At 65.5% G+C, this 14518-nt stretch carries 11 protein-coding genes; 6 read left to right on the forward strand and 5 right to left on the reverse strand.

Annotated elements, in window-relative coordinates:
- The first annotated feature begins 213 nt into the window (after window positions 1-213).
- Genes VVD47_RS02465 through VVD47_RS02475 form a run of 3 tightly spaced genes read left to right on the forward strand, consistent with a single transcriptional unit; the run spans window position 214 to window position 5587 of the window.
- Window positions 214-3669 carry a hybrid sensor histidine kinase/response regulator gene (locus tag VVD47_RS02465; RefSeq protein WP_327601809.1) on the forward strand — a complete coding sequence of 1152 codons (3456 nt, stop codon included), beginning with the start codon at window positions 214-216 and terminating at the stop codon, window positions 3667-3669.
- Complete coding sequence (locus VVD47_RS02470) at window positions 3656-4630, forward strand: response regulator transcription factor (RefSeq protein ID WP_327601810.1); 975 nt, start codon at window positions 3656-3658, stop codon at window positions 4628-4630. Before VVD47_RS02465 ends, VVD47_RS02470 begins: the two co-directional genes overlap by 14 nt.
- A 33-nt stretch (window positions 4631-4663) precedes the next feature.
- Window positions 4664-5587 (forward strand): DUF2971 domain-containing protein, encoded by a 924-nt coding sequence (locus tag VVD47_RS02475; protein WP_327601811.1) that lies wholly within the window; start codon window positions 4664-4666, stop codon window positions 5585-5587.
- Between the two features lie 12 nt (window positions 5588-5599).
- Here VVD47_RS02475 and VVD47_RS02480 read toward each other — a convergent pair whose 3' ends face one another.
- Both VVD47_RS02480 and VVD47_RS02485 read right to left on the reverse strand, forming a co-directional pair.
- The gene (locus VVD47_RS02480) at window positions 5600-6571 is read right to left on the reverse strand and encodes a glycoside hydrolase family protein (protein ID WP_327601812.1); all 972 of its coding nucleotides are present in this window, start codon (window positions 6569-6571) and stop codon (window positions 5600-5602) included.
- An 11-nt stretch (window positions 6572-6582) separates the two neighbouring features.
- A complete protein-coding gene (locus VVD47_RS02485; protein WP_327601813.1) occupies window positions 6583-8631 on the reverse strand; it encodes a di-heme oxidoreductase family protein in 2049 nt (682 codons plus the stop codon).
- Window positions 8632-9458: 827 nt separating this feature from the next.
- Here VVD47_RS02485 and VVD47_RS02490 point away from each other — a divergent pair.
- The 3 genes from VVD47_RS02490 to VVD47_RS02500 all read left to right on the forward strand — a co-directional run bounded on the left by VVD47_RS02490 (window position 9459) and on the right by VVD47_RS02500 (window position 11546).
- A complete protein-coding gene (locus VVD47_RS02490) occupies window positions 9459-10262 on the forward strand; it encodes a hypothetical protein (protein WP_327601814.1) in 804 nt (267 codons plus the stop codon).
- A gap of 80 nt (window positions 10263-10342) precedes the next feature.
- Window positions 10343-10738, forward strand: coding sequence for a hypothetical protein (locus VVD47_RS02495; RefSeq protein WP_327601815.1), 396 nt, complete (start codon window positions 10343-10345; stop codon window positions 10736-10738).
- A gap of 61 nt (window positions 10739-10799) precedes the next feature.
- Complete coding sequence (locus tag VVD47_RS02500; RefSeq protein WP_327601816.1) at window positions 10800-11546, forward strand: SDR family oxidoreductase; 747 nt, start codon at window positions 10800-10802, stop codon at window positions 11544-11546.
- Between the two features lie 12 nt (window positions 11547-11558).
- Here VVD47_RS02500 and VVD47_RS02505 read toward each other — a convergent pair whose 3' ends face one another.
- The 3 genes from VVD47_RS02505 to VVD47_RS02515 are packed head-to-tail and all read right to left on the reverse strand — an operon-like array spanning window position 11559 to window position 14406.
- Window positions 11559-11807, reverse strand: a complete 249-nt coding sequence (locus VVD47_RS02505; protein WP_327601817.1) for a FeoC-like transcriptional regulator — start codon at window positions 11805-11807, stop codon at window positions 11559-11561.
- Between the two features lie 14 nt (window positions 11808-11821).
- On the reverse strand, window positions 11822-14134 hold the full coding sequence (feoB, locus tag VVD47_RS02510; protein ID WP_327601818.1) for a Fe(2+) transporter permease subunit FeoB: 2313 nt from the start codon (window positions 14132-14134) through the stop codon (window positions 11822-11824).
- A complete protein-coding gene (locus tag VVD47_RS02515; RefSeq protein ID WP_327601819.1) occupies window positions 14131-14406 on the reverse strand; it encodes a FeoA family protein in 276 nt (91 codons plus the stop codon). Before VVD47_RS02515 ends, feoB begins: the two co-directional genes overlap by 4 nt.
- Between the last annotated feature and the right edge of the window lie 112 nt (window positions 14407-14518).

Genomic DNA, 14518 nt, shown 5'->3' on the forward strand with positions numbered 1-14518 from the left:
GAAGGGATCGAAGCCCACATCGCCGAAGCCTTGAACCCTCTTCGGGAACCGGCACAGACCTTTGCCGGCGCCCTGGAACGTTCCCTTCGACGGGCCCAGGAACGGGGTCATCACGCGCACCTGCGCCCGGCAGCGGCTCCTCTACGCCAATCTGCGTAGCCTTCGTGCACTGCCCGGCTTCCCCGGCCGCCGCCGCACCGCGATAATCGCGGGGTGAACGCGCCCGCCCCTTCTTCTGTCCCCGACGCCCCGGCGACAGCCGCCGACAGTGCGGACCCCCAGGCCGTCCAGCGCGTCGTCAAGATCCGCCGCGACTACAACACCTGGGTCGCCAACGAGACCATCGAGGACTATGCGCTGCGCTTCACGCCGCGCAGCTTCCGCAAGTGGCCGGAACTGCGCGTCGCCAACACGGCCTTCGGCGCGGCCTCCTTCCTGATCCTGGAGGCGGTCGGTGCCACGCTGATGGTGCAGGCCGGCTTCCTCAACGCCTTCTGGGCGATCATCGCCACCGGCGTCATCATCTTCCTGTGCGGCCTGCCGATCAGCTACTACGCGGCGCGCCACGGGGTGGACATGGACCTGCTGACTCGCGGTGCCGGTTTCGGCTACCTCGGCTCCACCCTCACCTCGCTCATCTACGCCAGCTTCACCTTCATCTTCTTCGCGCTGGAAGCGGCCGTCATGGCGTATGCGCTGGAGCTGGCCTTCGACATACCGCCCTATCTCGGCTACCTGATCTGCGCGCTGGTGGTCATCCCGCTGGTGACCCACGGCGTCACCGTCATCTCGCGGCTGCAGACCATCACCCAGCCGATCTGGCTGATCCTGCTGGCCCTGCCCTTCATCTTCGTGCTGTGGAAGAACCCGGGCGTCATCAGCGAGCTGAGCCAGTACGCCGGCGCGAACGGCCAGGGCGGCGAGTTCGACATCTACCTGTTCGGTGGCGCGCTGACGGTGGGCATCGCGCTCATCACGCAGATGGGCGAACAGGCCGACTACCTGCGCTTCATGCCGGAGCGCACGGAAAAGAACCGCGTGAAATGGACCATCGGCATGCTGGTCGGGGGACCCGGCTGGGTCGTCGTCGGCGTGGCCAAGATGCTGGGCGGCTGCCTGCTGGCCTACCTGGCGATCCGCAACCTGGTGCCGGTGGAAAGCGCGGTGGACCCGAACCAGATGTACCTCGTCGGCTTCGAGTACGTCTTCTCGCGGGTCGACTTCGCGGTGGCGGCCACCACCATCTTCGTCATCATCTCGCAGCTCAAGATCAACGTGACCAACGCCTACGCCGGCTCGCTGGCCTGGTCCAACTTCTTCGCGCGCCTGACCCACAGCCACCCCGGCCGCGTGGTGTGGATGGTGTTCAACACCATGATCGCGCTGATGCTGATGGAGCTGAACGTCTTCCAGGCGCTGGGACAGGTGCTGGGGCTGTACTCCAACATCGCCATCTCGTGGATGGTCGCCGTGGTGGCGGACCTCGTCATCAACAAGCCGCTGGGCCTGTCGCCCAAGGGCATCGAGTTCCGTCGCGCCTATCTGTACGACGTCAACCCCGTGGGCGTCGGCGCGATGATCATCGCCTCGGTGCTGTCGGTCAGCGCGCACGTCGGTATCTTCGGCCGCGAGGCGCAGGCCTTCGCCTGGGCCATCGCGCTGACCACGCCGCTGGTGGTGTCACCGCTGATCGCCTGGGCCACCGGTGGCCGTTACTACCTCGCACGCCAGCCGGAGGCGCCGCATGGCCGCACCGTGCAATGCGTGATCTGCGAGCGCCAGTACGAAACCGACGACATGGCGCGCTGCCCGGCCTACGGCGGCCACATCTGCTCGCTGTGCTGCTCGCTGGACGCGCGCTGCAGCGACCTGTGCAAACCCGACGCGCGCCTGTCGGTGCAATGGACACGCGCCCTGCAGCGCATCCTGCCCCGCCGCATCTGGCCTTTCCTCGAAACCGGCCTGTCGCACTACCTGCTGCTGATGAGCGTGGTGCTGGGCCTGCTCAGCCTGATGCTCGGCCTGCTGTACTACCACGAGCTGCAGACCCTGGTTGCCGCCGGCCGTTACTCGATGGATGGCGAGCAGCAGCTGCGCATGGTCTTCGTGAAGGCCTTCTTCGCCCTGTTCCTGGTGTCCGGCATCGTGTGCTGGTGGCTGGTGCTCACCCACAAGAGCCGTCAGGTCGCGCAGGAGGAATCCAACCGGCAGACCAACCTGCTGATGCGCGAGATCGAATCCCACCGCCGCACCGACGAGCAACTGCAGCGCGCCAAGCAGGCGGCGGATGCGGCCAACCAGGCCAAGAGCCGCTACATCACCGCGGTGAGCCACGAGCTGCGCACGCCACTGAACAGCATCCTCGGCTACGCGCAGATCCTCGACGGCGACCCCTCGATTCCCAACCACCGCCAGCAGGCCGTGCGCGTCATCCGCAAGAGCGGCGACCACCTGCTGTCGCTCATCGAAGGCACGCTCGACATCGCCCGCATCGAAAGCGGCAAGCTGACCCTGGAACAGAAGCCGCTGGATTTCGCCGAGTTCCTGCAGCAGCTCACACGCATGTTCGAACAGCAGGCACAGGCCAAGGAGCTGGACTTCCGCTTCGAGCATGGCGACATTCCGGCCGTGGTGCGCGCCGATGAAAAACGCCTGCGCCAGATCCTCATCAACCTGCTGGCGAATGCCGTGAAGTTCACCAGCACCGGCGGCGTGGTGCTGCGGCTGCGCTACGCACGCGAGATGGCGACCTTCGACATCGAGGACAGCGGCCCCGGCATCAGCGCCGAAGAGCTCGAACGCATCTTCGAACCCTTCGCGCGCGGCAACGCGGCGCAGAGTGCGGCCGCCGGCGGCACCGGTCTGGGTCTCACCATCGCGCGCATGCTGGCCGACGTCATGGGCGGCGAACTCAGCGTGCGCAGCACGCCCGGCACCGGCACGGTGTTCACCGTGCGACTGTTCCTGCCCCAGCTGCACAACGTGCAACTCCGCGCACCTCACCCGCGCGGCAAGCGCGTGGGCTACAGCGGCGAGCGGCGTCGCATCCTGATCGTGGACAACGAGCAGGTCGACCGCGAACTGCTGGCCAGCGTGCTGGCGCCGCTGGGCTTCGAACTGGACCAGGCCGCGTCCGGCATCGAATGCCTGGAAGTGCTGCCCCGCTTCCGCCCGCATCTCATCTTCATGGACCTCGCCATGCCCGGCATCGACGGCTGGGAGACCATCCGCCGCATCCGCGCCGGACAGCACGGGGGGCCGGTCAGCGACGCACACATCGCCATCATCTCGGCCAATGCTTTCGACAAGGGGCTGGACAACGACGTCGGCATCGCTTCGCGCGACTTCATCCTCAAGCCGGTGCGGGTGGACGAACTGCTGGACTGGATCGGCCACCGCCTGAAGATCGAATGGATCTGGGCTGCCAGCGAGTCGCCCGCCCCCATCGTCATGCCCCTGCGCACCGACCTGCCGCCACGCACCCAGCTGGAGGCACTGGCCGAGCAGGTGAACCTCGGCTACGTCCGCGGCATCCAGCGCGTGCTCGACGAGATCGCCGCAGAAGCCGCCCACGAAGCCTTCGTCACCCGCATGCGCAGCCTCGTGGCAGAGTTCCAGCTCGACACCATGAACGACATCCTCAAGAGGCAACTCGATGGCAGCGCTTGACCGCGCCAACAGCGTCATCGTCCTCATCGTGGACGACGTGCCGGAGAACCTTTCCGTCCTGCACGACGCCCTGGACGAATCCGGCTTCACCGTGCTGGTCGCCACCAACGGCGAAAGTGCGCTCGCCCGCGCCCGCCAGAGCCTGCCCGACATCATCCTGCTCGACGCCATGATGCCGGGCATGGACGGCTTCGAGGTCAGCCGTCGCCTGAAGGCCGACTTCTCGACGCGCCACATCCCCATCATCTTCATGACCGGCCTGACGGAGACCGAACACATCGTCGCCGCCTTCGACGCCGGCGGCACCGATTACGTCGCCAAGCCGGTGCGCACCGGCGAAGTCATCGCGCGCATCACCACCCACCTGCAGAGCGCGCGCCAGATGAAGCAGGCCCGCAGCGCGCTGGACGCCTTCGGCCAGGCCACCCTGTCGATCCACCCCGGCAGTCACCGCATCACGTGGCAGACCCCGCTGGCACGCCGCCTGATGCGCGAGCATTTCCCGCAACTGAGCACGCAACTGAGCGCATCGCACCCCGGCGAGGACGACAACACCGCCCCGCCCACCCTGCTCGACTGGATTGCCGCGACCCGCGCCCGCCGCGCCACCGGCCAGGCCGACAGCACGCCGCTGGTGCTCGCGCACGGCGGCAAGCGCCTGATCCTCACCCCGCACGAGGAGACCGCCGACGGCGAGTGGCTGCTGGTGCTGCGCGAGGAATCCGACACCGCCAGCATCGAAGCCCTGATCGCTGCCTTCCGCCTCACCATGCGCGAAGCGGAAGTGTTGCACTGGGTGACGAAGGGGAAGACCAACAAGGACATCGGCGACATCCTCGGCACCAGCCCGCGCACCGTGCACAAGCATCTGGAGCACGTGTTCGAGAAACTGGGGGTGGAGACGCGGACGGCGGCGGCGAACCTGGCGCTGGGGAAGCTGCAGCGACAGATCAACGAGTAGCACCGACACCCCATTGGCAGGAGACAAACCGAGATGCTTCCTATCGGCGACTTCAGCGATCTTCATGATCGCGTGCTTTCTGTGTTATCGAGCAGCGAAGCAACCCCACCATCGACGCTTTATCACTACACATCCGCGGCAGGTCTTCTTGGCATGATCCAAGGAAAATCATTGCATGCAACGCATTACGCACACCTCAATGACCGCGTCGACGGCATTTTTGGAATGTCAGTACTAGAAAAACAAATCGATACTCTTGCACGCGATCTCGCTATTGAGAGCACAGGTCTTCCAGACACGCGCTACAAGCCAAGTTACTTTCAAGACGGGAACGATCTGTTTGTGTGTTGCTTCTCTTCGAAATTTGATCACCACGGGCAGTGGATGGAATACGGTGACAGGGGGCAAGGCTACGCCCTTGAATTCAGTTCCCACGGGCTAGCAACCATAGGTCGAAGCCATGGCGGTTCAACACAACCAAGGCTTCTCAAGGTTCTGTACAAGAAAGATGAACAAGATAAGCTCATTGCGCACGCCAAGGAACTGACCCTCGCTTTCATCAAAGAAAGAGCCGGCTCCTGTAGCTCGAAGTACGAGAAAGACGTGTTCCACTCAAACTGCCTGAGAGTTCTCGCGGAAAACTTGTATCTCTACTGTTTCGCGATGAAAGACCCAAGATTCGCGGATGAAGAGGAGTGGCGCCTATGCATACCTATGGATCGAAAAGCTGAAGAGCAGATTTCCTTCCGCTCAGGAAAATATGGCATCACACCGTATATCGAACTTTGTAACCACTTCTCTTGCTCGACCAATAGAAGCCATTTGCCGATAGTAAACATCTACCCAGGTCCGAACGTCGATGAATATTCCGCAAAGCAGGCGTGGCGGCTACTAAAGTGGAAAACGAGTGCTCCCGGACATATGCAAGACTATTCGAGTCTTCCCATCCGCCGATAAGCTGCATTTTCTTCAATGCCCAAGCGACAGGTAATACGCCCCCAGCTCCGTCAGCTGCCCGTTCGCCGCCAGCAGGCTGGTGTGGTGAGGGTCGGGTGACCAGCGCCCGGTGAACCAGGCGTAGCGGAACACGTCGCTGCGCGACTCGCACACCGCCACCATGTCGCGCATCTGCGTCCTCTGTTTGGCGACGGAGTCGATCTCCGCACTGCCGTCGCCCTTGTGCCAGTTGGCGAACTCGGTGACCCAGAAGGGCTTGCCGTACTTCGTGAGGCGGTCCAGTTGCGCAGCCAGTCCGTAGTCGTACCAGTGGAAGGCCAGGTAGTCGATCTGCGGATCGCGGCCGCCGTTGGCATTGCGGTAGGCGGTGTAGAAAGCGTCCAGCCATGCGACCGGATCGCTGTAGCCGCTCTGCGTGCCCCAGGTGATGGCCGGGCCGACGATCTTCACGCCGGTGCGCGCGGCGACTGCTTCGTAGCTGGGCCAGATGGCGGCCGCCTGGGCGGGCGTGAGATTGGCCTGGTCCGTCAGGTTCGGCTCGTTCATGACGAGCAGGTAGCGGACGTGCGGATTGGCGAGCAGAAAGCTCTCGACCGCGCCGGTGTTGAAGTTGCCGTTCCACAGCATCGGAATGAAATCCATCGCGTAGCGGCCGCGGTAGTCCGCCGGCACGCCGCCATGCGGGCGCGGGCTCCAGTTGTACCACCAGCTCACACCAGCAGAGAGTGCGGCCATGTCCTCCGGCGTCGCGAGGTCGTAAGCGATGCCACGCTTGCTGCTCTTGCCCGCGACGGCTGCGCCGCTACTGGAACCAGCGCCGGAACCGCTGCTGGAGCTGCTGGTCGACGGACCGCCCGGTGACGCACCGACAGGTGCCGAGGTACCCGCCCCGCCACCCCCGCAGGCACCCAGCATGAATGAAAAGGCCCACGCCACGACGAACGCCAGCAAGGGGCGACGCGGCGCGCGCCTGTACGCGTACATGGCGCCGGCTCTCACAGCGACTCCAGGAACTGCAGCACCGCATCGCGATCCGCCGCAGGCAGGGCCTCGAAACGCTGGCGAGCGGCATCGGCCTCTCCGCCATGCCAGAGGATCGCCTCCAGCGGCGTGCGCGCACGGCCGTCGTGCAGGAAGCGGGCCTTGCCGGCACCCTGCGTGTACTTCAGCGAGCCCATGCCCCACAGCGGCGCGGTGCGCCACATGGACGGCGCGGCCTTGTACTCCTGCACGGTGTCGGCAAGGTCCGGCCCCATGTCGTGCAGCAACAGGTCGGTGTAGGGACGGATCGTCTGGTTGCGCAACTCGGCGAAAGGATGGGTGGCACTGGTGCGCAGCTCGCTGACGTGGCAAGCGCTGCAACCTACGCTGGCGAACAGTGAAGCCCCACGATTGATCGTCGCGGTGTCGACATCATGTTCGGCCGCCACCCGCATGCCGGAAGGGTAGCCACTGCGCAGGCTGCGCTGGGCGGGTACGCCGAGCAACGACAGGTAATGCGTCAGGCGCTGAAGCTCCAGCTCGCTCAGTGCAGTGCTCCCCGGGCTGCTGCGGCAATCGCTGGCGCCGAGCTGGCAGCTGTGGCGCGGGTAGGTCGTGCTGGTGACGCTCATGTCGTTCATCATGGCTTCCGCGGCCTGGTGGCGCACGCTCGCCTTGGAGGCCTTCCAGCCGAAGCGTCCGACGCGGGGCTGGCCGGTCTCCGGGTCGGTCACCAGGTTGAACACGCCGCGTATACCGTCGCCATTGCGGTCGTCCGGATCCGCCATCGCCAGGATGCTCGTCTCCGGTACCGCCTCCAGCAACCCTGCGCCGATGACCTGCGGCGCCTGCCGCACCGAGTATAGGTTGGGCACCGGCCCCCTGAAGGCATACACCGGCTTGCGCAGTGCCACCTGCGTGCCATCCGGCAGCGTGCGTGTCTGCGTGTCGAAGCGGCTGATCGTCACGTCCCAGGCATTGCTGCTGCCACCGGTGACGTGATGCTGCACGTTGAGGCCGTAGTCGGCGTGGGGCGTGCGGCGTCCGTTCACCATGGCAGTGCCAGTCATCACCACCATCATGTCCAGCGGCGTGCCGACATCCGGCGCCGCGCTGCGCCCGTTGTTCACATGACAGGCGATGCAGCTCTCCTGGTTGAAGCGCGGCCCCTGATTGGCGATGTGCGCCGTGAAGACCGGGTTGGTGCGGTCGTGTTCCGAATGCCTGCCGTCCTTGAAGGAGGTGTGGAACAGGCGGCGTCCTTCCACGAAACGCTGCACGTTGCGGATGCCGATGTTGTTGGCCGGTTGCTGGAAGACCCGCATCGGTTCCTCGGCATAGTTGTACGAGATGCTGGTGTCACCGCCCAACAAGGTGGCATCGGGCAGCGGCTCGGAATCGAGGTTGGGCGCGATGCCGTACCAGGGGCGCAAGCCCTTGCCGACGACATACAACTGTTCCAGCGAGTAGTAGCGGCTGCCACCACCATCGATGAGCGCACGGCCCTGCGCGTCACGCGCCAACCGCACGGCAGGCGCCAGCTCGATCTTGTCGCCAATCTGCAGCGGGCTGTGCGGATCGGTTCGCCAGTTGGAGTTGAACTCGATCATGCAATCCTCGCGCGCTTGCCCCGCATGGCAGATCGGGCGATTGCCTTCCTTCGGATTGTTGAAGCCGGTGTTCATCGACCAGCCGTAGTCCCGCACGTCCGGGTTCAGGATGTTGCGGAAAAGGCTGAAGGTGGTGCCATCGAAAGTGCCGGCGTTGGAATGCAGGAAGATCTGGATCTTCTTTCCACCGGCCGGGATCGTGTCGCGGATCTCCAGCCCCAGCGTGCGGTTCTGGAAGTAGAAGGTCGGGAAAGTGAAGTAGGCACCCGGCCCGCGATCCGCCTCGAACCAGCCTTCACCCCGCTCCCGCGCGTGACGGTCAGTCGTGCGGAAACCCGCGAGCGTCACCAGCGTGCCGTCGGCCTCGGTGTACTGCAGTTGTTCGATGAGTTGCGCGCCGCTCGGAAACAGGGGCACATAGCCTTGTGCGGTGACGATGCCCGGACCGGGCACGCCTTCGTTCAGTGTCGGCGCTACAGGTGTTTCAGGCGCTGACGGCGTGCCACCGCCTGCGTTGGCGCTACCGGACGAGCCACCTCCACCTCCTCCACCCCCTCCGCAAGCCGCCAGCAAACCGGCGAGCAGCAACAGGCAGGCGGACCTGCCGGGATGGAGCGGACGCACAAAGGTGATGCGGGAAAAAGCAGCAATGGCAAAGCGGATGTGATGCATCAGGGACACTCTCGTACGTTGCGCGGCTTCTGGCGACCGCCTCTGGTATGCGGCGAGTGTGATGCCTCGACAAGCTCACGAAGGTCGTGGAAACGATTGACGCGCGCCGCAAGTCGATGAGCGTTCCGATGAAAATGACATTGATATTTCAGTGACCCTGCGCGTCATGCCGGTGCCGGATTGCGGCACCGCGTCCCTGCCTTCCTGCAAGGGACGAGTCACTGGAATCACTGCTGATCCAGCGGCAGGCTGCTGACGTTCTGCGGCAGCCGTCCGGCATGGCAGCCTCCGCGGCGTGCTGCGCAATGGAACGCGTGTCGTCAGGTCCGTCCGATGACAGGTCGATCGCCCCGTTGCGTGAGCAATCGGAGCATCGGTATCGACAACCTGATCCCCGGGCTTTCATCTCTCCCTGCGTGAGCACCGTTCTCCCGCATGGCCCCGCGCCTGGACCAACGAGGATGACGCACCCCGGAATACCCTCCATCCGGCCTGCTGACGGCCTGCGGCTCACCTTCGTCCGATGGCAGCCTTTACCCGTTTCAGGTAAAACGGTTGCGGCACGACCAGCCCGGGTTCTGCCCCCGCCCACAAGAAAAGGAACCGCCGTGAAGACTGTTGCCGTTGCAGCACTTGCGCTCACCGCCCTCGCCACGGCGCCGGCCCACGCCCAGACGAAAGCCGCGGATCCGGATGCGTGGCACTGGGAAGCTGCCATCTACCTGTACCTGCCGGTCGTCTCCGGCTCGACCTCGTTCCCGACCGGCGGCGGTGGCTCGAACATCGATGTGGGACCGGTCGACTACACCGATGCGCTGCAGGCGGCGTTCATGGGCCAGATCGAAGCGCGCAAGGGACGCTGGGGCGCCTGGTCGGACCTGGTGTACTACAGCTTCCAGGGTGATCGTCTGGGAGCCAGCGACTTCACCGTCGGCCGGCGTACGATAAGCACCAGCTCGGAGCTGAGCGTCGGCCTGGATGCCACCATCTGGACGATTGCGGGCACCTACGCCCTGCAGGCGCCGGCCAACCTGCCCACCTCGCTGGTCTTCGGCACGCGCATGCTCAACATCAGCGAGACGCTGGACTGGCGGTTCGACAGCAGCGTTCCCCAACTGTCCGGGACGTCCAGCTCGTCCTCGGCCCGGCAGATCAACTGGGACGCAGTGGTCGGCGTCAAGGGCCAGTACCGCTTCGGCAACAACCAGCGCTGGAGCATGCCCTACTACGCAGACGTCGGCACCGGCGAATCGCGACTGACCTGGCAACTGAGCGCGGGGCTGGGCTACCGCTTCGGCTGGGGCACCCTGTTCGGCAGCTGGCGCCATATCGCGTACGAGATGAAGTCCGGCAATGCCGTCGAGACGCTGGAGGCCAGCGGCCCCTTGCTGGGCGCGTCGTTCCAGTGGTGATGAACGCGGTGGCGCGCTGATCGCCGACGACCGAATCACCGACGACCGAAGTGCTGCCCCCACGAACTACTGCTCACGAAGTGCTGCTCAATCTCCTGCGCACGGTTTTCATCGTCATCGGCGCCTTGCTGATCTACGAGACCACCCTGCCGGTACGCGGAGAGTCCCTGCTGGTCGATCGCCTCAGCGAGGAGACGAAGTCCGTCGACCCGTCCGAGCGGAGAGGCACGGAGAACTACATCCTCCACTTCGCAGGCGACGGGCAACTGACGTCGTGTACGGTGAGCCGCTCTGCGTACGAGCGCATCGAGGCCGGCGACAGGCTGGACGTGGAGTACACACCGCTACTCAGGCAGTGCGTCTCCATACGGCGCGGTGCCGAAGCCATCGTGACGGCCAGCCACTGGAAGACGCTCAGCGTCGTCTTCGGTGTCTTGCTGATCGGCCTCGTCATCTTCCGGATCAAGCCCGGATGAGCTTGCGAGAGCTTTGCCTGAGCATTGTCGCGACACCCATGCCAACATCCGATCGCCAGCCATGAAGCATGTCCTCCTCGTCACCGGCGCCAGCCGCGGCATCGGTGCCGCGACGGCCAGGCTCGCAGCGGCCCGCGGCTACGCCGTGTGCATCAATTACCTGCGCAACGCCTCGCATGCCACTGCGCTCGCAGCCGAAATCGAGGCCGCCGGGGGCGAAGCCATGGTGCACCAGGCGGACGTCGGCAACGAGGCCGATGTCGTCGCGATGTTCGAGGCCATCGACGCCAGGCTGGGCCGCATCACCGCGCTGGTGAACAATGCCGGCATCCTGGAAACCCAGATGCGCGTCGAGGACATGGATGCCGGCCGCCTGGCGCGCACCCTGCAGGCCAACGTGATCGGCAGCTTCCTGTGCGCGCGCGAGGCGGTGCGGCGCATGGCCAGGAAGCACGGTGGTGCGGGCGGCACCATCGTGAATGTGTCGTCGATGGCTGCGCGCCTCGGCTCACCCGACGAGTATGTGGACTACGCGGCGTCGAAGGGCGCCATCGACAGTTTCACCATCGGCCTGGCACGCGAGGTTGCCGCGGACGGCATCCGCGTCAACGCGGTGCGCCCGGGGCTGATCCGCACGGACATCCACGCCGCGGGTGGCGAGCCGGGCCGGGTGGACCGATTGAAAGGCAGCCTGCCGCTGCAACGCGGCGGCGAGCCTGAGGAAGTGGCCGCCGCCATCCTGTGGCTGCTGTCCGACGAGGCGTCCTACTCCACCGGCACGTTCATCGACGTCTCCGGCGGACGCTGAGTACCCGCCCGTTCAGCCCACCCACTCGTACACCGAGTCCGACGAACCGCCGCAACAGTTGGCGCACTTTCCGCCGCCGCCTGAACCGCCACAGCCACCACCTGAGCCGCCTTCCTGCAGCTTGCGCACGCGGCCGCGGCTCTCCCATTCGATCAGCGCGAAACGCACTGCATCGGCCTGGGTGTTGAAGTGGGTGGCAAGGTCGGTAATGCGCGTGCGACCGTGGCGTTGCAGGTAGTCACGCAGGCTCAGCAGATCCATATCGAGTGTTCCTTTCAGGCCGGCACCCAGGCCGGTTTGTGACGGGCAGCCCATACAAGCCCGGCGATCACACCCAGCCAGGCGGCTGCCACCACGGCGAGCGTGATCGTCGATGTGAGCGGCTGGGATGCGAAGCGGCCGATCTGGTAACACAGCACCGCTGCCGTGTAGCCGACGAAGAAGGTCCAGCCGGCGGTGATGGCCATCCAGCCACCTCCCAGTTCGTTGCGCACAGCGCCGTTGGCGGCGACGCAGGGCGTGTAGAGCAGAATGATCAACAGGTAGGAGAAGGCGCCGAGCGCACCGTCGAAGCGCGCCTGCATGGCGCCGAACACGCCGGTGGATGCCTCCAGCTCCTGCGCGGCGCTGGCCTGGTCGCTCACGTAGCCGACGTCGAGGCCGAGTGGGTCGAGCAGCTTGCCGCCAAGCTCAGACAAGTTGTCGGGAATCGTCTGAAAGGCGGCGCCCAGCCTGGCGACGATGCCCTCGTCCTGCGCGCCCTCGGCCCCCTCCGGATCGGCGGCGGCCTCGTCGGTGCCGGCGTACAGTGCGTTCAGCGTACCGACCACCGCCTCCTTGGCGAGGATGCCGGTGAACAGGCCGACGGCCGCCTGCCAGTTCTCCTCGCGGATGCCCATCGGCGCAAAGGCCGGGGTGATCACGTGTCCCACCTTCGCGAGCACCGATGCCTCGCTGTCCTCGTGGCCGAAGCTGCCATCGGTGCCCATCGAGTTGAGCAGGCTCAGCACCACGACCATCGGCACGATGACCTGGCCGGCCCGCACGACGAAATCACGCAACCGGTCCCAGGCACGACGCACGACGGTGCCCGGCATGGGCACGTGGTACAGCGGCAGCTCCATGACGAAGTGGCCGGATTTGCCCTTCAGCAGCGTGTGCTTCATCAACAGTCCGGTGAGCACCGCCACCGCGATGCCGATCAGGTACAGCGCGAACACCACGTTCTGCCCGTTCTGCGGGAAGAATGCGGCCGCGAACAGCGCATACACCGGCAGGCGCGCGCCGCAGGACATGAAGGGCACCATCAGCGTGGTGAGGATGCGATCGCGGCGGTGTTCCAGCGTGCGCGTCGCCATGATCGCCGGGATGTTGCAGCCGAAGCCGACGATCAGGGGAACGAAGGCCTTGCCGGGCAGGCCCAGCGCGCGCATGGCGCGATCCATCACGAAGGCCGCGCGTGCCATGTAGCCCGAGTCTTCGAGCGCGGACAGGGCGAGATACAGGAAGCCGATGACCGGAATGAAGGTCGCCACCGTCTGCACGCCGCCGCCGACACCGTTGGCCAGCAGCACCTTCAGCCAGGACGGTGCACCGACGCCATCGAGCCAGCCTCCCAGGCCGTCGACCAGCACGGCACCGAAGGCCTGGTCGAAGAAGTCGATGAAGGCGCTGCCGACATTGATGGTCAGCAGGAACATCAGGTACATCACGGCCAGGAAGATGGGAATGCCGAGCACACGATGCAGCACCACCGCGTCGATGCGATCGCTGAGATGTCGCGACAACTGGCCGCTGAAACTGCGGCTGTCCGCACATGCCGCGCTGACGAAGCGGTAGCGCGCGTCGGCAACCAGGATGTCTGCCTCGACCCCTTCTGCACTTTCAACCCGCGCGCGTTGCGTGGCCAGCACGTCGGCCAGCGGTGCGCACAATGTTTCCGCGCGGGTATCGCCTTCGAGCAGGCGCGTGGCCAGCCAGGACGCCTGCCCCGCCTGCACGGCGATGCTCGTGCCGATGGCGTCGGACAACGCGTCGATGGCGTCCTCCACCACCGGCGCGAATACGGGCCCGGTACTGGAGTTGCCGGCGGACTGCCGGGCGATCGCCTGCTTCAGCGCATCGATGGTGCGTCGTCGTGTCGCCACCACCGGCACCACTGGGCAGCCCAGCCTGCGCGACAGTGCCTCGGCATCCACGACCACGCCTTGCTCGCGCGCCACGTCCACCATGTTCAACGCCACCAGCACCGGGACGCCCGACTCCAGCAGCTGGGAGCTCAGGTAGAGATTGCGCTCCAGGTTGGCGGCATCGACGATGTTGACGATGAAGTCCGCACCGCCTGCGGCCACGTACTCGCGCGCCACCTGCTCGTCGGTGGAGGTGTCCCGCATCGCCACCAGCGAGTACAGGCCGGGCAGGTCGACCACCTCGACGTCCGTGTCGTCCAGGCGGAAGTTGCCGCTCTTGCGCTCCACCGTCACGCCGGGCCAGTTGCCCACCTGCTGGCGACTGCCGGTCAGCGCGTTGAACAGCGTGGTCTTGCCGCAATTGGGATTGCCGACGAGTGCGACGCGCAGGCGATTCATGCCTGCGGCTCCGCCGTGTTCTCCCCGACCGGCTCCACCAGCAGCATGTCGGATTCATGCTTGCGCAGGCTCAGCGTGAAGCCCCGCAGGCGGATTTCGTAAGGGTCGCCGAGCGGCGCGACGCGCAACACCTCGAAGCGGGTGCCGGGCGTTGCGCCCATGGACAGCAGGCGCTGGCGATACGTGCGGTCACCGTCCGCCAGTCCGACGATACGGCCACTGCCGCCGGGTTTGATCGAGCGGATCGTCCTGTCGTCGGTGTTGCTGGCCATGCACGCGCCTCACTGTCGTTTGCTAACGAGAGTGATTGTCATCCCGATGCGCAGCCCGGCTGTTGATGAAGCGCAAGCAGTGCACGACGGAAACGACAGGCAAAAAAAAGCG

Origin of the sequence: Uliginosibacterium sp. H1 (assembly GCF_036017065.1) — a bacterium.
Lineage (GTDB): Bacteria > Pseudomonadota > Gammaproteobacteria > Burkholderiales > Rhodocyclaceae > Uliginosibacterium.